General features: G+C 41.7%; 21 protein-coding genes. 8 read left to right on the forward strand and 13 right to left on the reverse strand.

Features of this window, described 5'->3' with window-relative positions; translation table 11 throughout:
- Positions 1-17 precede the first annotated feature (17 nt).
- Genes MB380_RS20860 through MB380_RS20870 form a run of 3 tightly spaced genes read left to right on the forward strand, consistent with a single transcriptional unit; the run spans position 18 to position 2,709 of the window.
- Entirely contained in the window at positions 18-758 is a 741-nt protein-coding gene (locus tag MB380_RS20860) for a (Fe-S)-binding protein (RefSeq protein WP_253531305.1), read from the forward strand.
- Entirely contained in the window at positions 755-2,140 is a 1,386-nt protein-coding gene (locus MB380_RS20865; RefSeq protein ID WP_253531308.1) for a lactate utilization protein B, read from the forward strand. The genes MB380_RS20860 and MB380_RS20865 overlap by 4 nt, the downstream gene beginning before the upstream one ends.
- Before the next feature lie 5 nt (positions 2,141-2,145).
- Complete coding sequence (locus MB380_RS20870) at positions 2,146-2,709, forward strand: LUD domain-containing protein (protein ID WP_253531310.1); 564 nt, start codon at positions 2,146-2,148, stop codon at positions 2,707-2,709.
- Between the two features lie 149 nt (positions 2,710-2,858).
- Here the strand turns inward: MB380_RS20870 and MB380_RS20875 are convergent, their stop codons facing one another.
- Positions 2,859-3,761 carry a DUF4249 domain-containing protein gene (locus tag MB380_RS20875; RefSeq protein WP_253531313.1) on the reverse strand — a complete coding sequence of 301 codons (903 nt, stop codon included), beginning with the start codon at positions 3,759-3,761 and terminating at the stop codon, positions 2,859-2,861.
- A gap of 29 nt (positions 3,762-3,790) precedes the next feature.
- Positions 3,791-6,151 carry a TonB-dependent receptor gene (locus MB380_RS20880; protein WP_253531316.1) on the reverse strand — a complete coding sequence of 787 codons (2,361 nt, stop codon included), beginning with the start codon at positions 6,149-6,151 and terminating at the stop codon, positions 3,791-3,793.
- Between the two features lie 284 nt (positions 6,152-6,435).
- Here MB380_RS20880 and MB380_RS20885 point away from each other — a divergent pair, with 284 nt between their 5' ends.
- Together MB380_RS20885 and MB380_RS20890 are read left to right on the forward strand one after the other, a co-directional pair.
- Positions 6,436-6,810 (forward strand): BlaI/MecI/CopY family transcriptional regulator, encoded by a 375-nt coding sequence (locus tag MB380_RS20885; RefSeq protein ID WP_253531319.1) that lies wholly within the window; start codon positions 6,436-6,438, stop codon positions 6,808-6,810.
- A complete protein-coding gene (locus MB380_RS20890; RefSeq protein WP_253531322.1) occupies positions 6,807-8,174 on the forward strand; it encodes a M56 family metallopeptidase in 1,368 nt (455 codons plus the stop codon). Before MB380_RS20885 ends, MB380_RS20890 begins: the two co-directional genes overlap by 4 nt.
- On the opposite strand, the gene MB380_RS20895 is transcribed toward MB380_RS20890, so the two are convergent.
- Together MB380_RS20895 and MB380_RS20900 are read right to left on the reverse strand one after the other, a co-directional pair.
- Positions 8,171-8,752 (reverse strand): TIGR00730 family Rossman fold protein, encoded by a 582-nt coding sequence (locus MB380_RS20895; protein ID WP_253531325.1) that lies wholly within the window; start codon positions 8,750-8,752, stop codon positions 8,171-8,173. The two genes, MB380_RS20890 and MB380_RS20895, sit on opposite strands and share 4 nt — an antisense overlap.
- 222 nt (positions 8,753-8,974) lie before the next feature.
- Positions 8,975-9,883, reverse strand: a complete 909-nt coding sequence (locus MB380_RS20900) for a DUF72 domain-containing protein (RefSeq protein ID WP_253531327.1) — start codon at positions 9,881-9,883, stop codon at positions 8,975-8,977.
- 277 nt (positions 9,884-10,160) lie between these two features.
- On the opposite strand from MB380_RS20900, the gene MB380_RS20905 reads away from it, so the two are divergent.
- Together MB380_RS20905 and MB380_RS20910 are read left to right on the forward strand one after the other, a co-directional pair.
- On the forward strand, positions 10,161-10,727 hold the full coding sequence (locus tag MB380_RS20905; RefSeq protein WP_101724736.1) for an RNA polymerase sigma factor: 567 nt from the start codon (positions 10,161-10,163) through the stop codon (positions 10,725-10,727).
- A gap of 47 nt (positions 10,728-10,774) precedes the next feature.
- Positions 10,775-12,277, forward strand: coding sequence for a hypothetical protein (locus tag MB380_RS20910; protein ID WP_253531330.1), 1,503 nt, complete (start codon positions 10,775-10,777; stop codon positions 12,275-12,277).
- A gap of 31 nt (positions 12,278-12,308) precedes the next feature.
- On the opposite strand, the gene MB380_RS20915 is transcribed toward MB380_RS20910, so the two are convergent.
- The 6 genes from MB380_RS20915 to MB380_RS20940 form a co-directional block, all read right to left on the reverse strand.
- Positions 12,309-13,154 (reverse strand): cytochrome c family protein, encoded by an 846-nt coding sequence (locus MB380_RS20915; RefSeq protein ID WP_253531343.1) that lies wholly within the window; start codon positions 13,152-13,154, stop codon positions 12,309-12,311.
- A 166-nt stretch (positions 13,155-13,320) separates the two neighbouring features.
- Positions 13,321-14,811 (reverse strand): ATP-binding cassette domain-containing protein, encoded by a 1,491-nt coding sequence (locus tag MB380_RS20920; protein ID WP_253531345.1) that lies wholly within the window; start codon positions 14,809-14,811, stop codon positions 13,321-13,323.
- Positions 14,808-15,653, reverse strand: a complete 846-nt coding sequence (locus tag MB380_RS20925; RefSeq protein WP_253531347.1) for an AraC family transcriptional regulator — start codon at positions 15,651-15,653, stop codon at positions 14,808-14,810. The genes MB380_RS20920 and MB380_RS20925 overlap by 4 nt, the downstream gene beginning before the upstream one ends.
- 251 nt (positions 15,654-15,904) lie before the next feature.
- Positions 15,905-16,489 carry an RdgB/HAM1 family non-canonical purine NTP pyrophosphatase gene (rdgB, locus tag MB380_RS20930; RefSeq protein ID WP_253531348.1) on the reverse strand — a complete coding sequence of 195 codons (585 nt, stop codon included), beginning with the start codon at positions 16,487-16,489 and terminating at the stop codon, positions 15,905-15,907.
- 111 nt (positions 16,490-16,600) lie between these two features.
- A complete protein-coding gene (prfA, locus tag MB380_RS20935; RefSeq protein ID WP_253531350.1) occupies positions 16,601-17,674 on the reverse strand; it encodes a peptide chain release factor 1 in 1,074 nt (357 codons plus the stop codon).
- Between the two features lie 56 nt (positions 17,675-17,730).
- Entirely contained in the window at positions 17,731-18,576 is an 846-nt protein-coding gene (locus MB380_RS20940) for a DUF2911 domain-containing protein (protein ID WP_253531352.1), read from the reverse strand.
- Positions 18,577-18,794: 218 nt separating this feature from the next.
- On the opposite strand from MB380_RS20940, the gene MB380_RS20945 reads away from it, so the two are divergent.
- Positions 18,795-20,345, forward strand: coding sequence for a long-chain fatty acid--CoA ligase (locus MB380_RS20945; RefSeq protein WP_253531355.1), 1,551 nt, complete (start codon positions 18,795-18,797; stop codon positions 20,343-20,345).
- Positions 20,346-20,424: 79 nt separating this feature from the next.
- Here MB380_RS20945 and MB380_RS20950 read toward each other — a convergent pair whose 3' ends face one another.
- From MB380_RS20950 to MB380_RS20960, 3 genes are all read right to left on the reverse strand, one after another.
- Positions 20,425-21,672: a hypothetical protein gene (locus MB380_RS20950; protein ID WP_253531358.1), complete on the reverse strand. Its 1,248-nt coding sequence runs from the start codon at positions 21,670-21,672 to the stop codon at positions 20,425-20,427.
- A gap of 321 nt (positions 21,673-21,993) precedes the next feature.
- Positions 21,994-23,328 carry a Gfo/Idh/MocA family protein gene (locus tag MB380_RS20955; RefSeq protein ID WP_253531361.1) on the reverse strand — a complete coding sequence of 445 codons (1,335 nt, stop codon included), beginning with the start codon at positions 23,326-23,328 and terminating at the stop codon, positions 21,994-21,996.
- Between the two features lie 67 nt (positions 23,329-23,395).
- A complete protein-coding gene (locus MB380_RS20960; protein ID WP_253531364.1) occupies positions 23,396-25,432 on the reverse strand; it encodes a glycoside hydrolase family 3 N-terminal domain-containing protein in 2,037 nt (678 codons plus the stop codon).

The following is a 25,432-nucleotide window of genomic DNA, read 5'->3' on the forward strand; positions in this document are numbered from 1 at the left end:
GCATCAGTGAGGAAGCAATGAAAGTAGCCCTGTTTATTCCGTGTTATGTCGACCAGTTCTATCCGAATGTAGGTATTAATACTCTGCAATTATTAGAAAAACTGGGCGTAAATGTGCATTACCCCATGCAGCAAACCTGTTGTGGCCAACCCATGGCCAATAGTGGATGCGAGCAGGACTCTAAAGAAGTTTATCATCATTTTGTAAACACCTTTGCAGACTACGACTACGTAGTTACGCCCTCAGGAAGTTGTACTTATCATGTAAGGAAACATTATGACATTATTGACCAGACTACCTCAGTACAGAAAGTAAGAAAAAGTGTATTTGAACTGGTAGATTTTCTGGAAAACATATTGAAAGTAGACGAAATACCGGTCGATTTTCCGCATAAGGTTGGTTTGCACCTCAGTTGCCACGGCCAAAGGGGTTTAAGGCAAGCCAATGCTTCTGAAATTACCGGAAACCGGGACGGACAAATTCTTACCCTGCTTAAGAAACTACGTGGTATTGAAATTACCCAACTGGAACGTAACGACGAATGCTGTGGTTTCGGGGGTGCTTTCTGTGTGTCGGAAGAGGCCGTGTCAGCCCGTATGGGACACGACAGAATTGCCGACCACGTACGACACGGCACGCAGGTACTGACCGGTGGAGATATGTCTTGCCTGATGCATCTGGAAGGCATAGTGAAACGCCAGCAAATACCTATAAAAGTAATGCATATTGCAGAAATACTGAACGGAAGCCAACCATGAACCACCCTGCATTAGCTGAAAAATTCAATAAAGATTTTAATAGAACCTCCTGGCATGACGAGACCCTCTGGTTTGTGCGTCAGAAAAGAGACAAGGCCATCTATCCTATTCCTGAATTTCAGGAGTTACGACAACTGGCGTCGCAAATCAAAGACCATACACTGGGGAATCTGGATAAATATCTGGTTGAGTTTGAAGAAAACGCACTCAAAAATGGTGTGCACGTACATTGGGCTGCCGATGCCCATGAACATAACGAAATCGTGCTTGGCATCATAAAAAATGCGCCCTCAGTAAAAGAAAAGACAGGCCCGGTAAAGATGGTAAAAAGTAAGTCGATGCTTACGGAAGAATGCCATTTGAATCCTTTCCTGCAAAAAAATGGAATTGAGGTAGTAGATACTGACCTGGGCGAACGGATTGTGCAGTTTAGAAATGAGCCTCCCAGCCATATAGTTATGCCCGCTATACACCTGAAAAAAGAAGATGTAGGCGAGACTTTCCACGAACATCTGGGAACCCCCAAAGGTGAAAAAGACCCACAGGCATTAACCGAAGCAGCACGCCAGCACCTACGCCAGAAATTTGTGGAGGCTGATATTGCTCTTACGGGTGTTAACTTTGCTATTGCCGAAACCGGCAGCGTGGTTGTTTGTACAAACGAAGGCAATGCCGATTTAGGTGTAAATCTGGCTAAAGTACATATTGCCTGTATGGGCATGGAAAAACTGATTCCTAAAGTAGAGCATCTATCGGTATTTACCCGTTTACTGGCGCGCAGTGCCACCGGCCAGCCGGTTACTACCTATACATCGCATTTTACGGCGCCTCCGGAGGGCAAAGAAATGCACATTGTAATAGTAGACAACGGCCGGACCCAGCAATTAGGTCGCGCTGATTTCCGTAACTCCCTGAAATGTATCCGCTGTGGCGCCTGCATGAACACCTGCCCGGTTTACCGTCGTAGTGGAGGACATAGTTATGACTTTACTGTGCCGGGGCCTATCGGAGCCATTTTATCACCGAATATTGACCTACATAAATACAGCACCCTGCCTTTTGCCAGCACGCTTTGCGGCTCTTGTTCTGATGTGTGCCCTGTGAAGATAGACATCCACGTGCAGTTGTATAAATGGCGCCAGGTAGTGGCTAAAGAAAATGAGCTACCCACTGCTAAAAAATGGGGAATGAAAGGCCTGGCAAAAATGCTGGCCATGCCAAAGGTTTATGACCTGGGCGGTAAGCTGGCCAGAGGCGCTTTGCGTGTATTGCCGCATGGGCTGACACACGCCGAAAGCCTTAACCCTTGGGCTAAGGCACGCGAGCTGCCTGATGCTCCCAAACATAGCTTTAAGGAGTGGTATAGCAAAAACAAGAAGTAATGACCATGAGTAGCCGAGACAAAATTTTAGCCAGTGTAAAAGCCAACAAGCCAGCATTTACGGATGCCCCGGCAATACCTGCCTTTGAGGCCGATGGAAGCATAGAGCGCTTTAAAACTGTTTTGGCAGGCATTGGCGGCCTTGCCATAGAAGCAAGCCATAAGACAGACTGCCAGGAGATAATAAATACGCATTATTCAGACCTTAAAAACGTGGCTTCAAGGCTTGTAAGCAGCTCTGTAACGATTGATGCCTATACCACTAAAGAGGTATTAGAGCGCGTTGACCTGGCTGTTATAGAGGGCGAAGTTGGCGTGGCAGAAAACGGGGCTATCTGGGTGCCTGAGGCAAACATGATAAACCGCGCCTTACCATTCATAACGCAGCATCTGGTGCTTGTGCTTAATAAGCAAAACGTAGTGGCCAATATGCACGAAGCCTATAAAAAGCTAGGCTCGATAGGCAATTACGGGGCATTCATTGCTGGCCCTTCTAAAACGGCTGATATTGAGCAGGCGTTGGTGATTGGTGCGCATGGCGCCAGAAGTATGATGGTGATTTTATATTAAAACCGAATATTTTAGATATTAAAAGAGAGAGACTCGCCAAAGGGTCTCTCTCTTTTAATATCAGGTGGGTGAGAAAACCCACTCGTTATTCTAACAAATGAATATTTTATAATAGGCAGACTGACAACCACCCTGTATCGTATAAACCATTAATCTTTCGGCTTGGCTTTGGTTTTATCAATTATTGCTTGAGCCGAACTTACCGCCGATATACCAAAGAAACCCACTGCCTTTTTTGTTGAGTTTGAACGATAGTTAATAATATTGGTTGGCAGATTAGACAACGGCGTAGCAAAAAGCCCTCCGTTAGACGAAACCTGCTGAACAGTCTGCAGATAATAAAACTGCTCCTGAGTAATAGAATAAATATCAACCGTCAGGGTGTCTTTATCAGAATACAACTCTCCCCCCAGCGACTGCCGCACAGGTAAAATAAACAGCAATCCGTCTGTTTTGGAACCAGGGCTAAAACCACCATCGTACGACACACTAATTTGTGTAGACTTAGAAAAGTACTTATGGTTTTTAGCCGATTTTATCCAGTAGCAATCTCCTTCGCCGTCAAAATCTCTGGCATAAAACTGAGGCTGAAATCCATCCTGCGGGCCGTTGTCAGGTTTAATCGGGAAACGCTCTACCTTATAGTTTATCGAATCTATTTTAGGCACACGGTTCAGTTTAGATAACGAAACGTATTCTTCTCCCTGATATTTAATATATAAAGCATATTGCTTGCCAATTTTATTCAGGGGTTTTTGTGAAGCATCGTAAACATAATTACCATTGTTTTTTATGTCAATAAACTCATGGGCAACACTATCCTGGTCATAAACAATTACCGTTGCCCCAAGTGCAGGCTTAACTGGTGAGTTATCAAAATATGCCTGCGACAACGTCAGCTTTATGGTCTGCATACCGGCTTTATTAGTAACCAGGGCATCAACTGCCAGCTGCGATACGCCTTCCTGTACTTCAAGATTTACTACGTCTTCGCAAGAAAAAAGCGAGAACGATGCAAAGGCAAAAGAAACAATTACAAATATCTTCTTCATTGGTTTTTTCATTTTCAGTGTCGGATTTATCAGAATTTAAAATTGTAAGTTACTGCAGGAATCACCGTTCCGAAAACGGCATAACGTACAGCTTCTGTCTGGGTCTGGTTGTTTTCGTTCTGACGAACAAACACCGAGAACGGATTTCGACGATTATAAACATTATAAACAGAGAACACCCACTCGCTAGTGCCTTTCTTAAAGAAAGCGTGTTTGTTTTGGCGGGTAGCCGAAATATCAAGCCGGTGAGAGGCCGGAATCCGGTACGAATTGCGGCTGTCGTAATAGTTATGCGGCAGTGCTATATCTTGCCAAACAAACTTGTTGGTCGGGAAACTGGCCGGCGTACCGGTACTGAAGGTAAAATTGGTTGAAAACGACCATCTACTGTTCAGGTCATAAATACCCACAATGGCCAGATTATGCAATTTATCAATTCTGCTCGGGAACCAGGCATCCTGATTTAAACCCGGAATCTTCCTTTCTGTTCTTGCCAGTGTATAGCTAATCCATCCGTTTAATTTGCCTCTGGTTTTTTTAGCATAAAACTCGGCACCATAGGCTCTTCCATCGCCAAATAATAAATCTGCCTCTACACTGGGGTTCAGCAATAAGTCGGCATTGCGCACATAATCTATCTGGTTATATAGTTTTTTGTAATATACCTCTACCGATGCTTCATACATATTGTCGGCCAGGTTCTGAAAATAACCCAATGCCACCTGATCGGCAATTTGCGGTTTAATATTGTTGCTGCTCGGTGTCCAAACGTCCAGCGGCGAAGAAGCAGTGGTGTTTGACAGCAAGTGCAGATACTGCACCAGGCGGTTATAACTCAGTTTAATTGAATTGTTTTCTCCTAAACTGAAGTTAGCTGCAAAGCGGGGCTCAAAGTTGCCGTATTTCTGTATAGATTCGCCGCGGCTATAGGTTTTGCTGCTTACCACCGGGCGGCGTTCGCCGGGGGCAGGCGCCTGCCCCAGTTCAACAGCGGTGCCTTTACCTATGTAATTATATAACGAATACCTGAGCCCGTACTGGAATGAAATTTTTGAATTGACTTTTTGTTCATTACCCACATACAACGCCGATTCGGTGGCAAATTTATCGTCCAGACCAATAGCCCTTTCAACACCTCCTGAGATGGCTACTGCCTGCCCCGGATTGAATGAATAATAAGTCAGCTGCCCACCGAAAGTAATGGTATTGTTGGCATTGGGGTAATAAGTAAAATCAGGCTTGATACTGTAGGTAATAATATTTGATTTCCAGCGGAAAGCATCCTGAGTATTTTTCTTTTTCAGGTCAGACTGCAGCGAGTAGTCGTAGTTACTGTAAAATACGGTATTGTTCAGGAACAACTTATTATTGAATATGTGATTCCACCTGAAACTGGTGGTGGCATTGCCCCAGTTGAAGCCAAAGTCGGCCCCGAAAGTATCTCTGCCAAAATAGCCAGATAGAAAAATGGTGTTCTTGTCGTTCAGCCGCACATTACCTTTAGCCGTGAAATCGTAGAAATAGAAGCGGGAACCCTTCAAATCATCTTTCAGAAAAGGCTTGGCCAGAATATCAATATAAGAGCGGCGAAGAGCCACTATAAATGACCCTTTATCTTTAAAAAGCGGACGCTCATAGGTAAATCTTGAAAATATACTGCCTATCCCGCCTGAAAACTGCGGTTTTTTGGCATTTCCCTCTTTCATTCTAACATCAAGAATTGATGAAACCCTGCCTCCGTATTGTGCAGGTATCCCTCCCTTAATTAATTTAACATCTTTTACGGCATCAGGGTTAAATACAGAAAAGAACCCAAACAAGTGCGACGAGTTATATACGGGAGCCTCATCAAGCAAAACCAGATTCTGGTCAATACCCCCGCCACGCACATTAAAGCCGGAGGTACCTTCGCCCACAGAAGTTACACCGGGCAGATATTGAATGCTTTTAATGATGTCTACCTCGCCCAGTAAAGCCGGCATTTTCTGGATAGTCTTGATATCCACTTTATTGACCGACATCTCAAGACTTTTAACGTTTTCGTCGGCTTTTTTGGTGGTAACAACCACCTCTTGCAGCACTTTCGAATCATCTTTCATTTCAATATCCAGTTTCAAATCCTGGGTTTCCAGATCAATGGCTCTGGTTATTTTTTCATAGCCCACATAGGTAAGTATCATGTTATACTTTCCTTTGGGCAGTGTTAAAGAATAAAAACCATAGGCATTGGTTTGGGTACCAGATTTTATTTCCTGAACATATACTGAAACACCAATAAGGCCTTCGCCGTTTGAGGCATCTTTTATATAGCCGCTAATAGTGAATTTCTCCTGGGCATGTAGGTTGGCAAAATAAAACAAACTCAAAACAAATAGGAGTATTTTTTTCATAAATTGGATTTTTTCAAGCAATTACCGTTAGTAGTAAATGATTTACGCAAAAATTATAAAACAAAACTAAGTTGGCTGCAAAGCTATTAACGACGGCACACCTTAGAAAGTTTTAATTGATAAACCAGAAGTTTTCAATGATGAACGTATAATCTTTTGTCGTAGAAGCACTTAACAGCCAATATCCGGCTAACCAAAACCACAACTAATAAAATAGTTATAAAAATTTGTTGTTTACATTTTTTAATTCTACATTTGTAGAACATTCTCTAAAATTGTAGAACATGAAGCTATCGCCAGCCGAAGAAACACTGATGCACCATTTATGGACGGCCCAAAAAGCCTTTATGAAAGATTTGCTTGAGGCTTATCCGGAGCCTAAACCTGCTGCCACCACTATTGCAACCCTCTTGAAACGGATGGCAGAAAAAGGCTTTGTTGCCTACAAAGAATATGGAAATTCGAGAGAATATTATCCATTAATTGATAAAAATCAATATTTCACCCAGCATGTAAATGGGTTAATCAAGACATTCTTTAACAACTCTGCCTCTCAGTTTGCTTCGTTTTTTACAACAGAAACCAATCTATCGGGCAAGGAATTAGACGAACTGAAAGCCATTATCGAAAAAGAAATTCAAAAAAAGAAAGAACAATGATACTCTATCTTTTTAAATCTACCATGTGCCTGGCCATACTGTGGGGCATTTACAAATTATTATTAGAGGCCGAGAAAATTCACCGGTTTAACAGGTTTTATTTGCTGGCCAGTCTGGTTTTTGCAATTATTGCGCCGCTCGTAAACATCGAGATTGCCCCTTCAGCTGAAAGTAAAATAGCAGCAATATCCAGAACCTTAGATGCCCGGCCATCTATTCTAAATACTATTAAACCTGTGCAGGAAATCTCAGCGCAACAGGATACTTCATGGACAAAATACGCCATTTTGCTAAGCTGCCTGATTTCTGCCTTACTGCTGACCCGGTTTATTTACAATTTATTTTGTATTTACAAAAAGGTACAGAAAAACGAAAGCATCAGTTACCAGGGTGCAACATTAATATTACTGGAAGAAAACATTCTCCCCTATACGTTTCTTAATTTTATATTTCTCAGCAAAGTACATTATGTAAATGCCAATATCGAACCCGAATTACTCAGCCACGAACTGGCGCATGTGAGGCAGAAGCATTCTTTTGATGTACTAGTTGTAGAAATACTCCGCGCTGTATGCTGGTTTAACCCTATGCTATACCTTTTCAAGCAGGCCATTCAATTAAACCATGAGTTTCTGGCAGACGAGGCAGTTAATAGCCTTCACAATAATATTACATCTTATCAGTACTTATTGCTCAGCAAAGCCACTCAGGCCACAGGCAAATCTTTAACAAGCAACTTAAACTTTCAAATAACTAAAAAACGTTTTCTTATGATGACCAAAATCACATCAGCTGCAACTGCTTTTATTAAAAAAGCTATTTGCGCTCCACTATTCATTGCGTTGGCCATTTGCCTTGCCAACATTCAATTGACAGCCCAAAAACCAGCAAATTTAAAGCTTAGCCCACCACCAATTGAAATTAGCCTGAAACCCTATTTGCTTACCAAAGATGATGTCAATTATCAGAACGCAACTATTTTAATCCTCCAGAAAAAAAAGTTTCCGCTACGCAAAAAACCCAGCGAACTAACAGAAGAAGAGAAAAAAATGCCAATGAAAGTTCTGTATTTTGAAAAAGAAGTACCAACTACAGCGCAAATGAAAAAATGGGAAGACTCTAAAATGTATGGCGTTTGGCTAAACAATAAGAGAATTGCCAATAGCCAACTATCAAAATATAAGGCCAGCGACATCGCCAATTACTTTACTAGCAAACTAGCCAAAAATGCCATTAATTATGGCAAGCATTATTACCAGATAAATCTGATGACAAACGATTACTACGAGAACGTTTACCTGAAAGAAGTGAAAGAGTCACCTATGTTAATTATAGATTTACCTGTAAAAAAGGAAGGCAATTAAGTATCGCCTCTTTTGAGCCACTTTTTGGTTGGCAAAGGCTTAAAGTTTTCCATTTGTTGCAGTAAATCGTCGATATCGTCAGACACCAGCAGCAAGCTTCGGTTTTCCTGTTTCAGGAATCCTTCTTCTACCATTACATCAATCTGCTTCAGCAGGTGATCATAAAACCCATTGACATTTAATATGCCGATGGGTTTTTCATGCAAACCCAGTTGCGCCCAGGTTAATATCTCAAATAGTTCGTCAAAAGTACCAAAACCGCCGGGTATGGCCATAATCCCATCGGTCAGCTTTTCCATCAACGCTTTGCGCTCATGCATTGATTCAACCGTGTGCAACTCCGTTAAACCCTTATGCCCTACCTCCATTCTTATCAGAAAATCAGGAATCACACCAATTACATATCCACCTGCTTCCAGCATGGTGTCTGCCACTACACCCATCAGGCCTACACTACCACCACCATAAACCAACCTAATGTTTTTTTTAACTAATATACTACCCAAAGCACGAGCCTTTTCTTTGTATATGGGTTTATTTCCCTCGTTTGCGCCGCAATAAACTAAAATGCTTTTCATTGATTTTGAAGAAATACTTTTACGATGCGTAAAGCTAATAAAAAATAAAACCCAACAAGTTGTTGGGCTTATTTGTTCGCTAAATTTGTCAGGAAAAAAAATCTTTGATTTTCAATGGCTTTTCTTGCTTGTGTCATGTACGTATATACATAAATTTTGATTACAATTTTAGCGAAACTTTGTGCAATATATAGATTTAATAGTAATAATGCAAGATTTTTTTCAGAATAGGCTACCCTGAACACTCTGCGGCCTCAGTCTGGGTTCCTGTATACGTAAATTACCCGAATCATTGAGTTTTTTTATCCAGTAAAGCGCCAGTTCGGGTGCAAAAGAGTTATTTTGGCAGTGTATGAAAACATAAATGTTTTTCAACCCCAGGTTAATCCAGCCAACTATTCTTTCGCACCAGGCATCTGCTCTTGTATAATCGGTGGGGTGTAAATCATTTCCCATAAAACGAAGCATCAGATGGTTAGTAGTAAGGGTCATGTGTAGTACGTCTCTTCTGCCGGCCACATCTGAAATGACCGTCCCTACACCCAATGAATGCAGCATGGCGCAGGTTTCTTGCCAGATACCCGCATCGGCAAACCATTGCTCATGCCGTAACTCTACCGAAACAGGCAATTCAGGAGGTAAAGACTTAAGATATTTTTCCAGGTTTTTTAGCTGACCCGGTTGGTATGCCGGTGAAAGCTGCAGGAATACCCTGCCAAGGCAATTGCCCAAAGACAGCACGGCCTCACAAAACTGTGCTGTGGGTTCGGCAGCACCTATAAGTTTTCTTTCATGACTAATACTCTGATGAAACTTCGGAAAAAACTTAAATCCGTCTGGGCAACTGTCTTTCCATTCACGCATGGTTTTTACATCTGGCATTTTGTAGAGCGACTGATTCAATTCTATACAATTAAATTGCCGGGCATAATAATACAGAAACTCATTATCTTTTGCGTTTTGTGGATACAACTTACCTTTCCAGGTCTTGTCTGCCCAAATGGGCAGGCCAATACAAACCTGTAATGGCATTGCGTTGTCTCTTGCCGATATCACATTTGTTGTTAACGGATTATCGTCAGGCAGCGTAAAATCAACGTCTGACAAATCCTCTAGCTTTCCGAAAGTCATCTTAAAACTGTTTGTTTTAATGTAATAAAATGTGCACCCCCAAAATATACAATAGCCGTTGGCAATTATCATTAAAATTCAACTACAAAATTACCATTCATCATTCGGTTGGCATGTTCAATCATTTAAACATTATTTTTTGAAACTTTTAAGGCCTAATTTTGTAAGTACATCAGTAAATAAATTCAGGATATTCCAACCAATTGGTACAAAAAGTAATCTTATAAATAAAAACCCTTTTCTGTCCAGACTGTTTGGATAAAAACTTACCCTTTTCATGCACCGCGAATATGATTTAGTGCAGGCTTGTATTCGGCAAGAACGAGTGGCGCAGCGACAACTCTATGAGATGTTTGCGTCTAAGTTACTTGTTACTGCTATGCGGTACATGAAAAATAAGCCCGATGCCGAAGACGTATTGCAGGATTCGTTCATGAAAATTTATCAGAAGCTGCCTACTTTTCGGTTCGATTGCCCTCTTGAGGCCTGGTTAAGAAAAATTGTGGTTAATACAGCTCTGAAAGAATTGCAGAATCAACCCAACTGGATGCAGCATACAGACAGTGAACTGGTGAGCGACAAAATTGAAGACAGCGATTTTACGCTTTCGAACTTTCAGTTTTCTCAGCTGATGGAAATGGTAAACAGCCTGCCTGACGGTTGCAGAACCATCTTTAACCTATATGCTATTGAAGGGTATCAGCATAATGAAATTGCCGCCCTGCTGGGTATATCAGAGGGGACCTCAAAGTCTCAGTACTCAAGAGCCAGGAGTTTATTGCAACTGAAACTTGGAGCAGGCACCAAAAAGACAGATAGTAAAGCTCCTGTCAGTAAAATTTAACTGTAAACACATACAACACGGACACGATAGTTACGTGATATAAAAAAATGAAAGTTGAAGAACAAAACAATTTTGAAGAAGAATGGAGAAAAGCGTTTGAAAACGCCGCAATGACTCCTTCTGAGGAATTGTGGGGACGCATTGAGTCGGAGCTGGATAAGAAGAAGAAGCGTCCGTTTTTATTTTTCCTTAAACCGTCACTAATGGCTACAGGGCTGGCAGCCGCATTAGCTTTAGTGTTGGGAGGTATTCTATTCTTTAATGAGACCCCCAAAGCTGATATAGCCCAAACTAACGATAGAATTGTAAAAGACCAAAATGCCTCTGGAACCATGCCGGAAAACCGGCTTGGCGTATCACCTACTGGCAAAGCCACCACGAATAATCCATCATTAATAGCCACAAAAGAAAGTAAAACAAGCGGAACAGGGACTCCTGATTTAAAAAATTCCAGAATTACAATTGCTGCTAATAGTAATATAGCGGCAAGTAAACGACCAGAGACTTCTGTTGCAGTTTATTTACTTCCAACGGACGGCGCTGGCAAATCGGGCATTGCCGGATTAGCCCGTAACACTAACGAAAACTCAGTAGCAGTTACCGCAGAACCACTACTGGCCAGCGCCCATAATTTGGGTAGTCCTGAAAAGCTGGACAGCAAAAAGTATAGCCATTTTGGCAGCAGGTATACCATGAAGAGAAATAAACTGGCTTTTGATGCTGAAACCGATGAAGAATCACCAAATACTGCTCTGGCTGCCAATGAATCAAAGTTCTGGGTTGGGCTGCAATCAGGGGTTGCGCCTTTTGATCCAAACATGAAACTGGGTAATTTGAATTCAATGGCTTACAGTGCAGCAAGCGACTATGCCCAGTTGACCAACGCCAGCAATTCTCCGAGCGATAAAGGATCTTTGTCTGTTTCAAGACCCCGGAATGATGTAAAAAATGGCGTGGCCATTAACAGTGGTATAGCCTTTGGCGTCAGGGTTTCTAAAAAATGGCATATAGAAAGTGGTGTCAGGTATTTAAGAGGAAACTCAACCCTTGAGACCAATACTTATGCGTTTCAGAATAACGGATATGTAAATACTTTTCTGGGCAATTATTTGTTGCAAAATTCGGCGCAGAACTATTCTCAGGTTAAAAACAGCAATACTGTTGTGGCCGATGCCTCTCAGTTTGGCAACAGATATGAATACCTGATGATACCCATGCAAATGGCCTATGAAGTTGGGCTTACCAAAAAAATGAGCCTTAACCTGCTTGCCGGGTTTTCGACAGACATCTTTTTGCAGAACAGTATTTTTACAGACAAAGGGCTGGTAAGAGGGAAAAACACTATTAATAGCGAAAATAACATTTATAAACCTGTTAATTTCAGCGGGCTGGGTGGTGTAAGAGCCAGCTATATGCTTAACAGACACTGGCAGGCTAATATTGGTACGTCGTATCAGAGAGCGCTGTTTTCGGGCATGACCAGCGCCGTTAATATCAATATGCAAATGCAGATGTTTGGCATCAACTATGGCTTTAATTACAGATTTTAAACTAAGGCCGGAACGCCCCTTGAGTTCGGCCTTAGTTGAGTTTATTCTTACGCATATACTCCAGGTATCTGATAATTTCTTCTGCTTCTTTCGGTTTTATTCCTAAATTAGGCATTTTAACATCATTGCGATAGGCCTCCGGATTCTGAATAAAAGCTTTCAGGTCTTCGATTTTCCAGTATTCGGTCACATTTTTCGGAAAATTCAGCTCAGGCCCCATTTTACCGCCTATTTTGTTTATGCTGTGGCAGGTCTGGCAACGGTTCTTGAACAGCTCATACCCGGCCATAGCCAATTCTGACCTGGGTACAAGAACGGCATCGTTTTCATGCAATGGCGCCAGATGAATCTTTACCAGATTATAAGGCCATTTGTAATTTACGTCATCGCCCGCTACGCCCTCATAAATTACATAAAAGGGGGCTATTTTTATTTCTCTTCCTTTTTCTTCCAGCGGCTCCCATTCTTTGTCTTCAGGCGCGTCTGCATCGCTCACTGCCAGATACGCCTTTGAAGCCAATAGTTTTTCAAGAGACATTTCAGGTTTGTATCCGTCTTCACATTCAAAAACAACCTTTGTTTCTGCTGCATTTTGTTTTTTTGCCGACGAATACTTCTCTAATATATCTTTGAGCGCTATTGCGTTATACCTTTTTTTCTTCATATAAACCGGGTCTTTGCTTAGTGTAATCAGCCGGGTATTTTCAAGAAGGCCTTTTTCTTTAAGCTCTACCAAATCAACAGAAATCGAGTCTGTTGAGCTCAGCAAAACCGGTTCAGGCTTAGCTACCTGCAGGGAGTCGGCACCGGAAGAGGGAGATTGATTGCAGGAAAGATAAATAACAGGTATTGACAAAAACAGTAGAACCTTTTTCATTGGCCGCATAATGGTTGGTATTGTGGTTTAAAATTACCCCAAATTAATGGGGGCTTAAAATCTAATCCGACTTTTTTTTGAACGATTCCACGTTAAGGAATCGTTCACTATATCCCACAAAAATCAACTATTAAAACCGGGCAGGTATTCTTTATAGAAAATGCCTTTAGAATTTTCCGGCGCCTATTTCTACGGCTTTTCCGTTTTCAAGTCTGATCACCTTATCTACACAGGCCGGAATCTCGTCTGTATAATGTGTTACGTAAATAAGTGTTTTATCAAGCTCCTGTACCAGTTCATTCACCATGTCGCGGAAATCCACCATGTGATTATAATCAAGGCCCTGGCAGGGTTCGTCCAGCAATAATAACGACGGGTTTTTAACCAGGGCTCTGGCCAGAAATACCTGACGCTGCTCGCCTGATGAAAGCTGCGTTATCTTCCTGTGTGCCAGATGTTGAATTTGAAGCAACACCATGTATTCTTCTACCAAGGTTTGTTCTTCAGGGCTTAACTTTTTAAACAGGCCTGCCGAATCAAACAACCCTGAAGCTACTGCTTTCCAGACCTCGGCATGGCGGTTAAAATACAGATGCAGCTCTGGCGAAACGTAGCCTATTCGTTTCTTGATATCCCAGATACTCTCTCCTGACCCACGTTTTATGTCGAACAAATCATAATCGTTCTGGTATCCTTGCGGATTATCAGCCGTAATCAGGCTAAGCAAAGTGCTTTTACCTGAGCCGTTATGGCCCATTAAAGCCCATTTGTCGCCCTTTTTTACTTTCCAGCTTACATTATCTACAACGTTTTTTTCTTTATAGACAACTGTAATGTTGCGCATATTCACTGCGTATTCAAAGTTACTTTCGGGCGGGTGCTGTTTGAGCTTTTCCAACATGGCCGGATACAATAGCTGGCCAGAGCCTTTGCCCGCATCCTGAAAAACGAAAGGCCTTTTTTGCGAACGCACTATTGTGCCTTCGTTCAATTCAAGCAGATGGGTTATGCAATCGGGTATTTCTTTGGCAGAACTAACCAGAATTAGCTGAATGCCCGACTGTGCTATCTGGTTCAGTACCTCATGTAGTATTTTACGGCTTTCAATATCCAGCCCTACAAATGGGTTATCTAAAACCAGGTACTGCGGTTTTTTTAATAACGCTAATACAATAAGCGTTCTGCGGGTTTCACCATTTGACAACGTAGCAATGCTACGGTTGAGCAGATGGTTGACATTTAAAAGGCTGGCTGTATGAATTATTTCTTCCTGGGTAAACTCAGGCGGGGGTAATTGTACCGACGCCTCGTCGACGGTTCCTACCGGCTTGATTCTGTTCTGGAGAATCTCCATTACCGTTGGAGCAATTTCAGCATCTATTGAGTTAAATCTTTGCTGATAATAAAGTGTAGCCGACTGCACAATGCGGTTAAAGCTATAATCTCTGGCCACAAAGGCAATGTTAGAATAGTGTGGTATAACTGCACGGCCTGTGAAGGGGAAAATCTTTCCGGCCAGCACTTCCAGCAAGGTGCTTTTACCGGCGCCGTTTCCGCCTGTAATTACCCAGTTTTCATTTGCTGCCACCCGCCAGCTGATATCATGCAAGACCATCCGGTCTCCTTTCTGTATAAATATTTTATCTAGTTCAATCATTTTGCAAGTGTCAGTCTGTATTCACGAGGGCTCTTACCCTTCAGCTGTTTAAACGTTTTATTAAAATGAGAAATATTATTGAAGCCGACTTCAAAGCAGATATCAGCAATGGAATAATTCTGAATCAGCAACCTGCAGGCCTGATTAACCCTGTATTCGTTTACGAAGTCAGTATAGGTAATATGCGTAATTTTCTTAAAATACCTGCAAAATGAAGGCACAGTAAGGCTGATTAAATCGGCAACGGCTTGTATATCAATGGGCTGTTGGTAGTTATGCTCTACAAATTCATAAACCTTGTTAATCCGGTCTTCATCTTTATGGCTGAAGTCGAACGAGAGATCAGATGAATTAAGCAAAGAATACTCGGTAGTAGTGGCCAATACCTGAAAAATGTTCAATAGCTCAACCAGCCTGTCAAAATGAGATAAATGGAGCATTCGTTGTAGTTTGGCAGCTACCTGTTTCTGGGCTTTGCCATGAAACGAGAGTCCCTGACGGGCTCTCTCAAACAAAACCTTTATTTGTTGCATTTCGGGGGTTTCCATAAATCGTTCACCCAGAAAGTCAGCCCTTAGTTGCACTACAATTTCTTCATGCTGCCCTATTACACCATAGCCAAAGCCGGTATGCGGTAAGTTAGGCCCTATGAATACAAGTTCTCCCTCCTCGTAGTTGGTAAGGTGGTTCCCGATATGCAGTTTTCCTGAACCCTTACGGACAAAGACTATTTCATATTCGGGATGATAATGCCAGAAAAAGCGGTCGTTTTGTGATTTCCAATGAATGAAACGGAAAGAACTGCCCGTATCAGGAGAGATTTTCTCGTATTCAACTTTCATACTTTATTATCATTATAAGTAAAACAAAATTATATAATATGTTAATAAAGTACAAGTATTTGATAATGATGGAATAGTTTATTGCAGAAAAATAGCCCAATTTTGTACCTGTAATGCCTCAGGGCATTTGCCTTTCTACAGACAAATATACTTTACCTATGATAATTAAATCAGCGAGGCCTATGCTTCGCTTTTTTTGTTTTAGGGTACACCTTGCATAACCAATGCCCACTAATGCCCTATTTATAGCTCTAAAGTACTGGTAATGCCTCTAAAAATTCTATCAGCTTTGCCACAGCCACACCGCGATGACTGATTGGATTCTTTTGTTCGGGTGTCATTTCTGCAAAACTCTGATTGTAGCCTTCCGGAATAAACAGAGGATCGTAGCCAAACCCCTTGATGCCTTTAGGCTCCTGAGCAATGGTGCCGCGAATGATGCCATCAAACTGGTGGATGTCATCGCCCAGAATGAGGGTAATTACACATCTGAACTGAGCAGCCCGATTGGTTATGCCTTCCAGATTTTTCAGAAGAAGCTCATTATTTCTGGCATGATTGCCATGTTCTCCGGCATAACGGGCCGAAAACACACCCGGTTCTCCGTTTAAAGCCTCAACTTCCAGTCCGGAGTCATCGGCGATACAGTTAACGCCAAACCTTTCTCTGATAAATAGTGCTTTCTGCCGCGAATTACCCTGAAAAGTATTTTCTGTTTCAGGTATCTCATCTGAGCAGCCGATATCAGCCAGCGTCTTCAGCTCATACCTGCTACCTAGCATGGCCTGTAATTCTTCTACTTTATGCTGATTGTTAGTTGCGAGACAAAGTATCATAGTTATAGAGAAAGGTAAATGTATAAATTGGATGAATACCCAACTGGAGAGCGGAACAAAGCAGATGCAATACTTTTATTTCCTTTAGCTTTGTTCCGCTCCTGGTTTTCTTTAAGCGTAGCCTTCTTTCATTTTTTCTGCATTATCTGCAATCCGGAGTTGTTCAATAAAACCGTCTATCTCGCCATCCATCACACTGGGCAGGTTATAGACTGTATAACCGATTCTATGATCAGTAACACGGCTTTGCGGATAATTATAGGTACGTATCTTATCTGAACGGTCGCCGGTACCTACTAAAGACTTGCGGGCATCTGCTATGGCGGCGTTGTGCTTGGCGAGTTCCATCTCGTAAAGCCTGGAACGTAACACCGAAAGCGCCTTTTCACGGTTCTTTATCTGCGAACGCTCGTCCTGACAAGACACCACAATGCCTGACGGAATGTGGGTCATCCGTACGGCAGAATAAGTTGTATTTACCGACTGCCCGCCAGCGCCTGAAGAGTTAAAGGTATCGATTCGTATATCATTCATGTTCAGCTGTATATCAACTTCGTCGGCCTCTGGCATAGCGGCAACAGAAGCCGCAGACGTGTGCACACGCCCCTGCGACTCAGTGGCAGGCACACGCTGTACCCGATGTACTCCTGACTCGAATTTCAGTTTACCGTATACGTCTTCGCCTTCAACCTGTAATATAATCTCTTTATACCCTCCAGCCGTGCCCTCATTATGGTCTAGCAGAGTCATCGTCCAGCCTTCCTGGCGTTCAATATAGCGTTGATACATTCTGAATAGGTCGCCGGCAAAAATAGAGGCTTCATCGCCACCGGTACCCGCACGTATTTCAAGAATCACGTTTTTGCTGTCGTTCGGGTCTTTGGGTATCAGCATTTCTTTCAGAATAGCCTCTGCCTGATCTCTTTGTGGCAATAGAATATCCAGTTCTTCTTTTGCCATATCGCGCATTTCTTCGTCTTTCTCGTTGGCAATAATGTCTTTTGCGCCATCAATATTAGACAAGATATTCTTATAGGCATTAAACTGACTGACAATCTTCTCCAGGTCTTTATACTCTTTGCTCAGACGCTTAAATTTTGCCATGTCTGACACCACCTCGGGCATCGTAATCTGTTGAGATACCTCTTCAAACCTTTCTTTTATGGCCTCTAACTGTTCTAACATACGTTTATTACACTATTATAAAACTCTATTGCTGAGCGTTGCCTTTCGGGCTGAAATTATTTTTTGCATTGCGCAAAAACAGCCTGATTCAACTTAATGTAAGCGTCATCACCGGCTTTCTTTGCCAACTCCATCGATTTCTCGGCATTGGGTAATGCTACTGCACAATTACCCTGTTTTGCAGCTACACGAGCCACCAGCTGATACGCCCAGTATTCTTTATTTTGCTCAATTACTTTATTGGCCCAAACCAAAGCCTTATCTAAATAAACACCTTTCTGATAGTAATAGTCTGCGGCTGCAAAATAGGTGTCAATACTTACGTCTGGTTTTGATGTCTTTTCTGCTATTTCAGCCATAATTCTGGCATCAACCTCTTGCTCAACTTTAAATCTGGCCTCGGTGTTTTCCCATTTAATTACAATATGGGCAGTAGTAGGGTTTTTGCCCTCTATTTCAATGGCCATCTGCTCTACAAAATATTTAGTCTTTGCCGGTTTTACTTTGAAACGATACACGTCTTTTTTTTCATCGTAGCCATAAGAGCCCCACTGCTTGTCGTCAGTATTCAGAATGACAGTCCATTCTGTGGCGTTAGGTATGGTATACAAGCCATAACTACCCGCCTTGATGGTTGTTCCGTTTACTATTACCTCATCATCAAACTTTATAGAAGTAATTTTGTTTGCACCGGTTCTCCAGACTTTACCAAATGGCACTAAATCGCCAAATATTTTACGTCCCTTTACCGACGGGCGGCTGTAATCAATCGTTACTTTAGTAAGACCCACCCCCTGCGTAATGGTTGCCGAAGGGCTGGCTGGTGGTGTATTGATTTGTGCAAAGCCTGAAATAGAAACAGCTATGAAAATAATGAATAGCTTTAAGTTAAAATGTTTCATTGTCTTTTGTATCTGATATTAGAGTGCGAAGTTAAGATTTATCTTCCTTTGGAATGTGCTTTTTGAATAGTTTTTTAGTACTACTACTAAATAATGAGGGTACAACACTCATATAATCAAAATACATTATCTAAAAATGGTTCAATTTATAGCCAAACAATTCTTTTCAGAGTACTATATAATCTATAAATTGCACAATCAATAAACCCTGTTACACTATGTTTAACCTATCAACCATTCTTGAACATCACGCCCGCTCAACACCCAACAAAGAAGCCCTTATTTTTGCCGATAAACGGATAACTTTTGCCCAATTTGATGCAGCCAGCAACCAGATTGCCAATGGTTTGGCTGCTTTGGGGGTGGGGCATGGCGATAAGGTAGCTCTTACTTGCCCAAACCTCCCCTATTTCCCGATGATATACTTCGGCATTCTGAAAACAGGGGCGACAGTGGTGCCTCTGAGCGTGTTGCTCAAGCGTCAGGAAATTGCTTTTCACTTGCAGGACTCAGACGCCAAAGCCTATTTTTGCTTTACAGGAACACCCGAAATGCCCATGGGGCAGGAAGGCTTTGCCGGTTTTGAAATGACAGAAACCTGTAAAGATTTTTTTATGATTACCCCGTCTTTTACTGATGCCTCTCCTATTGACGGGACCCAAACACTGGGCATGCTCATGGCAGGACAATCGCCGGTGTTTCAAAGTTATTTTACCTCGCCAGACGATACGGCAGTAATCATCTATACATCGGGCACCACAGGCAAGCCCAAAGGCGCTGAACTGACTCATTCTAATTTGCTGCTTAATGCCATACTGAGCAAAGACCTTCAGGACTTAGGCGCTGACGATAAATCGATGCTGGTGTTACCGTTGTTCCATATTTTTGGCCAGACGGTCTGCATGCTGGCAAGTATATATAAAGGAACCACCGCTGTGCTGGTACCCCGCTTTGACGCAGAAATGGTACTTACCCTTATGCAAAACGAGAAAATAACACATTTTGCCGGCGTGCCTACCATGTATTGGGGGTTACTAAGCTACCCCGACACACATAAGTTTGATATGGCCGCTATCAAGGATAATCTGAAAATCTGCATGTCGGGTGGGGCGGCTTTACCGGTACAGGTATTACATGATTTTGAGCAAAAGTTTGATGTGCCGATTCTGGAAGGATATGGTATGTCTGAAGGGTCGCCGGTTGTTACATTTAACCAGAAAGGAAGGCCACGCAAACCCGGTTCAATAGGCTGGCCGGTATGGGGCGTTGAAGTTTGTATAATGGATGAAAACGGGAATCAGCTGGGTGCAAATGAAAAAGGCGAAGTTTGCTACCGGGGCCATAACGTAATGAAAGGTTATTATAAACGCCCTGACGCCACTGCAGAATCAATAATAAATGGCTGGCTACACTCTGGCGATGTAGGTTACCGGGACGAAGATGGCTATTTCTACATTGTAGACCGTACCAAAGACATGATTATCAGAGGGGGTTATAATGTATATCCGCGTGAGGTAGAAGAACTGATGATACAGCATCCGGCTATATCAATGGTAGCAGTAATTGGTGTACCTAATAATGAATATGGCGAAGAAATAAAAGCTTGTGTGGTGTTGAAACCCGGCACAGAGGTAACAGACAAGGAACTGATACGCTGGACCAAAGACCGCATTGCTTCCTACAAATATCCGCGCATTATAGAATTTATGAGCAGCCTGCCCATGGGGGCCTCGGGTAAGATATTGAAGCGGGAGTTGAGAGCCAGATAAGTAAATCTAAGTGTTATATTTCAGCCACTTTAGCGAAACAACTAAAGTGGCTGAAATAAAAGATTTACTTGCTCTTATGTTATATACTTTTCTTTTTTCTTAAGAATTGGTAAGATATGCAAAGTTCGTTGGTAAATCTGCTTACGCTTACAGTATTCTGGTGCAAAAGTAAAGCGTGTGTCTCTGAAGGATTAAAAAACTTATACCGTAATCGGTTAAATAGCTGAAATCTGTTTAATTCAAAACCTACCTCTACCAAACCATCAACGGACATCTTGGTATAATTAATTACATACCATTTACCATTAGGAGCTGTTAAGTCTGTAAATTTAAGGCCTGTTGAATGTCTATAACTGAGACCCATCCCGACACCACCAAATAGTTTGAATCTTGAATAGCTTATAAAGTATTTACGGTAGAGTTCTGATAGTGTAAAATTCAGAAATCCGGTCTGATAGTATTTATTTTCTACATCAGTCTTTTTTATTAAAAGCTCAGTATAAAAAATGTTAGAACCCCTTGAACGCTTCGATGAAACAGATGCACCTATGCCAAACGTTAAACTAGTTTGCAACGATTTGTCTTCAAATACCTTAGTATCTTTCTCCATTAAATTTTGATTTACCGTGTTTAAATCAAAACCCGCAATCAAATTTAATGCAACCGTATTTTTATCATCTGTTTTCTTGACATAACAGGTTGAGGTGCATCCGAGACAATCATTAAATTGCGTAAAAACATCCACCATATCTTCTATTATATATCTTACCGATTTAGTCTTTAGTTTCTTTGAACAAGCTCGAAAGAGTGTATCTAACTGATTCAGATAAACCTTATTATGAACAAAATAAGTATCCCAATTTACAGGCTGTAAAAATTTATGATCAATTAGCTCTTTGGTCTCAGATTTATTCTGATAGAAGAAGTGAGTCTTACCCTCTCTGTCAGCTAAATAAGATAGTTGATGGTCAGCTTTAACTAAAACCATCAAAGCGATAGTTGTATCTTTTTTTATAATAATCTGTGGCGTTTTTAACAATAATTCTAACTGAGATGGGGTGATGTCCAAATCAATTGTCTTAACTTCATAATACTCTTTATTATAAATACCAAAAGCTTTTAATTCATTGGTTTTATATGTTTTCTCACCGGTAGAAACACTTACAAAATTTACAGAGACAGGGTTATACTTCCAGTCAAGGTCATCTATTTTGCCTTTCACTGTATCACTTGTACCCTTCAGTATAATGTAACCATCAACAAGTTTCTTTTGAGAAAATGCTGCATTAAAAATGAAAAAGAAAAAGATGAAAAATTTTAATTTCATATACAGGTCAATAAAATGTAAGATAATATGTGCAATGATTAATTAAAACTAAGCGAATTGTCAAAAGAGCTGTTGCGCATATAATACTTAGTAGAATTTATCCTGTTTTAGTAGATAAATAAAGATTAAAGTCACAAGGCATCTAGTGTTAGGGGGCAATATACGTAAAATCAAACAATCAATAAAGAGAAATAGTCTCCGGGCATACTCTTTTCTACAGAACCATGATAAGTATCACTAACTATGAAAGTAGAATCAAAAAATAAAAGAGGCATAATAGATTATCTCTGTTATGCCTCCTAAACTATAAGACTTAAACTATCAATATTTAAATGGTTTGCCGCCGGCTAATACTTCCTGCGTTTTCTCGTCGAAAGTAACTTTCAAACCAGTACGGTATGCCGCGTTCGACATGATAGTAGCAATTGAGTGCGAATAACCTGCTTCAATTGGGGCATGAGGGGTTTTACGGCTGCGTACACACTCCATCCAGTTTTTAATGTGCGCAAATGTAAGTGAGTCTCCACCTGTGTTGGCGCCAGCTTCAACCTTTGTGCCTTCAAGCTTAACTGTTGGTAAAAGATTAGCTTTTAAGCCCATTGCAGATGCTTCACGCTCGCGAAGCCCTCCGGTTGGAGTAATTTCGTTGGTATCAAGGTTAATCATACCACCGTTAGAGTAGTATAATTCTTTGGTATCACCGGCTGAATTTGAGAAACGAGAAGTAAACTGCACCTGGAAGCCAGATGATTTATCGTTCAATGGGCCGTAATCAAACACTACGGTAAGTGTATCGGCGTTGGTTCTGCCGTCTTTCCATTGGTAGATACCTCCGTTGGCAACTACCGAACGAGGATGCGGCAAGCCAGAGAACCAGTGTACGGTATCAATCTGGTGGCTCATCCATTGCCCCGGAATACCAGAAGAATAAGGCCAGAATAAACGATACTCAAGATATTTACGAGGGTCAAACGGAACCATCGGACGGTTCATCAGATAACGTTTCCAGTCAACGTCAGACTCTTTCAAATCTTTAGTCAATTCAGCTCTTCTCCAACGGCCGGGTTGGTTTACGTTCCACATCAGTTCAACCATTACAATCGGGCCAAACTTGCCAGATTTGATGAAGTCTTCTGCTGCAAAATAGTTTTCACCACTACGGCGTTGCGAGCCAATCTGTACTATTTTACCTGAGGCTTTCACGGCTTTCAATACGGCGCGGTTGTCTTCCATGGTTTCGGCCAATGGTTTCTCGGTATAGGTGTCGCAACCTGCTTTTACGGCCTCAATGGTATGTAAAGCGTGCTGGAAATCAGCAGTAGAGATAAACACCGCGTCTACCATTTTAGAAGCATAAAGCTCATCATTGTTACGGAAAACTTTTACGTCGCTTCCCAATTGCTTATCTAAATAGGCTTTTCCTTCTTCACGGCGGCGGTTCCAGATGTCTGAAAGGGCAACCATTTCAAAATTCATCTGTTTTTGTAAAGCTTTGAACGGGCCAACATGAGAAGAACGGTGGCGGTCAGAGAACCCCACACAAGCTACGCGTACGCGGTCGTTTGCTCCTATGATTTTGCCATAACTCTTTGCCGAAAAACCAGTGGCTGCTGTAGCCAGAACTGATTTAATAATAAAATCTCTGCGGGTTGTCATAGTTTTATTTGGATTGAATAATACTTACTTTAACTTTTATTAAAATATGGTGAAATACTTCCGATAGTTATTTTCTATTAGGTTTATTGTAATTAAGCCCGTCGCCAAATTTAAACAGGGCATAATTGGGCTCCATGAATCCCGGAACATCTGATTTGTTTTCATCTGCTGCTTTCTGAGAAACAGGCGTTGAAAAGGGCATTTTACCCACAGGACCAAACACGCCACTAATGACATCTAAAAGGGCATCTTGTGTGGTTCCAAAAGTGGCCAGAATTGTTTTTGCATTTCCTTTATCAATCTCATCAATTACCCAGGGATTGGTATAATTAATAACCACAATGGTTGGTTTGGCATTGATAAGCGCATTTACATGGGCCACATTGATTTTGTTTTTTGATAAACTCAAATCTATTGGTTTGCCTTGAGAGCTAAACAATCCCCCACCGGTAGGAATCAGCCATACCAGGTTAACATCTGCGTCGTCCTTGTTTGTTACAAACTCAATGTTCCATTTATTATCCTTAGGAACACTTACAGAAACAGGATTGGGCGCCTGCGTATTAGGGGCGCCTCCCCTTTCATAGTACGTTTCAAAATAGACTTTTTTCTTTTGTGTTAACGGCAGCAATTGGGCATCGTTTCTCAATAAAACAATTGATTTTCTGAAAGCAATATCCGCCTTTTTCTGAAATTCTGCATTGCCGACAGTTTTTACTGCTACATCCACATCAACAAAAGGATTTTCGAACAAGCCCAATTCAAACTTTTCTTTCAGGAGCCTTGTAATAGATTCGTTTATTCTGGCTTCAGAAACCAATCCCTGCTTAACAGTTTCCAGTAAAAGAGCCGGGTCTGCACCACCAGAGAACAAATCTACACCTGCATCTAATGCCTTTTGGTAACGCTGCACAATTGTCAGGCTTTCGACGCCCCAGGGCATCATATCAATAGGGCCTGTGTCAGAATTGATGATACCATTAAAGCCTAGTTTTTTACGCAATAAATCCTGAATTACTGCTTTATTGTATGAGAAACCCACCTCTTCCATATTTTTATCTTTCGGAGCCGAATAATAAGGCATGATAGATGAGGTACCCGCTTTAATGGCAGCTATAAAAGGCTTTACATGATAATCGAACATACCTCCAGGATAATGCGCATATTTGCCCCAGTCAAAATGGGAATCCTGCCCACCTACCTGCGGACCACCCCCGGGGAAGTGCTTCGTAGTCATTGCCACCGAATTCCTGTTTAACTTCGGTCCTTGAAAACCCAGTACAATTTCACGAATCATATTGGAAGCTAAATCGGCATCTTCGCCAAAGGTACCTTCAATGCGTTGCCATCGGGGCTCGGTTGCCAAATCGGCCATATACATATAGCCTTTTCTTAATCCTACCGACGACCACTCTTTTGCTGCTATTTCAGCAAATTCACGTGTCAACTTCAGGTCTCTCATGGCTGCCATGCCTAGTTCGCCGGGCCATCTTGAAAAAACTGTTGTTCCTACGCTCAAACCAATGGCCGCATCAACGGTGATATGATTTCGCGGATTTGAAGCAACGATTGCCGGAATACCAAGACGCGAACTTTCGCACAAAGCCTGCAGATTGTTAGACCATTCGGCTAAAATCTTTGCATTGGTATTAGCTCTCAGAATAAAATGACGCAGGTTATATACCATTACCCCTTTTGTTGTACCCGCTGCCGACATCATAGGTACGGGCAATGGTTTGCGGGTAAACATATTAATGGGCTGCATCAGGTCTTCTTCATTAAAGCCTGAGGAAATTTCGCCTCTCGGCGCATTGGCCTGAAACGAATTATCTCCTGCCAGCCGGGTAGTGCTGATTAGCATAAAGCCAATCTTCTCCTCAAGCGTCATTTGAGCCAAAAGGTCTTTTACTCTAACATCAACAGGTAGCCGCCAGTCTTCATATTTATCTAGCTTGTTATTCTTGTTGAGGTCTTTAAACTCAAGATTACCTTCTTTCAGAATTTTAACCGAACGGTAGCCCAGATTGGCCTGTTTAACCTTTTGGGCGAAGGAGTCAGCTCCTGCGCCCATAAACATCAGAATAATTAAGTATGTTAATCTCAT

Source organism: Emticicia sp. 21SJ11W-3 (genome assembly GCF_024138715.1).
GTDB lineage: Bacteria > Bacteroidota > Bacteroidia > Cytophagales > Spirosomataceae > Emticicia > Emticicia fluvialis.

Bases quoted from the DNA above. Each gene is read 5' to 3' on its own strand.
- MB380_RS20925 (WP_253531347.1), bottom strand. From the start codon at position 15,653: ATGAAAGTTGAATACGAGAAAATCTCTCCTGATACGGGCAGTTCTTTC.
- MB380_RS20950 (WP_253531358.1), bottom strand. From the start codon at position 21,672: ATGAAATTAAAATTTTTCATCTTTTTCTTTTTCATTTTTAATGCAGCA.
- rdgB (WP_253531348.1), bottom strand. From the start codon at position 16,489: ATGATACTTTGTCTCGCAACTAACAATCAGCATAAAGTAGAAGAATTA.
- MB380_RS20920 (WP_253531345.1), bottom strand. From the start codon at position 14,811: ATGATTGAACTAGATAAAATATTTATACAGAAAGGAGACCGGATGGTC.
- MB380_RS20865 (WP_253531308.1), top strand. From the start codon at position 755: ATGAACCACCCTGCATTAGCTGAAAAATTCAATAAAGATTTTAATAGA.
- MB380_RS20900 (WP_253531327.1), bottom strand. From the start codon at position 9,883: ATGACTTTCGGAAAGCTAGAGGATTTGTCAGACGTTGATTTTACGCTG.
- MB380_RS20860 (WP_253531305.1), top strand. From the start codon at position 18: ATGAAAGTAGCCCTGTTTATTCCGTGTTATGTCGACCAGTTCTATCCG.
- MB380_RS20880 (WP_253531316.1), bottom strand. From the start codon at position 6,151: ATGAAAAAAATACTCCTATTTGTTTTGAGTTTGTTTTATTTTGCCAAC.
- MB380_RS20960 (WP_253531364.1), bottom strand. From the start codon at position 25,432: ATGAGATTAACATACTTAATTATTCTGATGTTTATGGGCGCAGGAGCT.
- MB380_RS20940 (WP_253531352.1), bottom strand. From the start codon at position 18,576: ATGAAACATTTTAACTTAAAGCTATTCATTATTTTCATAGCTGTTTCT.
- prfA (WP_253531350.1), bottom strand. From the start codon at position 17,674: ATGTTAGAACAGTTAGAGGCCATAAAAGAAAGGTTTGAAGAGGTATCT.
- MB380_RS20910 (WP_253531330.1), top strand. From the start codon at position 10,775: ATGAAAGTTGAAGAACAAAACAATTTTGAAGAAGAATGGAGAAAAGCG.
- MB380_RS20905 (WP_101724736.1), top strand. From the start codon at position 10,161: ATGCACCGCGAATATGATTTAGTGCAGGCTTGTATTCGGCAAGAACGA.
- MB380_RS20895 (WP_253531325.1), bottom strand. From the start codon at position 8,752: ATGAAAAGCATTTTAGTTTATTGCGGCGCAAACGAGGGAAATAAACCC.
- MB380_RS20870 (WP_253531310.1), top strand. From the start codon at position 2,146: ATGAGTAGCCGAGACAAAATTTTAGCCAGTGTAAAAGCCAACAAGCCA.
- MB380_RS20890 (WP_253531322.1), top strand. From the start codon at position 6,807: ATGATACTCTATCTTTTTAAATCTACCATGTGCCTGGCCATACTGTGG.
- MB380_RS20875 (WP_253531313.1), bottom strand. From the start codon at position 3,761: ATGAAGAAGATATTTGTAATTGTTTCTTTTGCCTTTGCATCGTTCTCG.
- MB380_RS20945 (WP_253531355.1), top strand. From the start codon at position 18,795: ATGTTTAACCTATCAACCATTCTTGAACATCACGCCCGCTCAACACCC.
- MB380_RS20955 (WP_253531361.1), bottom strand. From the start codon at position 23,328: ATGACAACCCGCAGAGATTTTATTATTAAATCAGTTCTGGCTACAGCA.
- MB380_RS20885 (WP_253531319.1), top strand. From the start codon at position 6,436: ATGAAGCTATCGCCAGCCGAAGAAACACTGATGCACCATTTATGGACG.
- MB380_RS20915 (WP_253531343.1), bottom strand. From the start codon at position 13,154: ATGAAAAAGGTTCTACTGTTTTTGTCAATACCTGTTATTTATCTTTCC.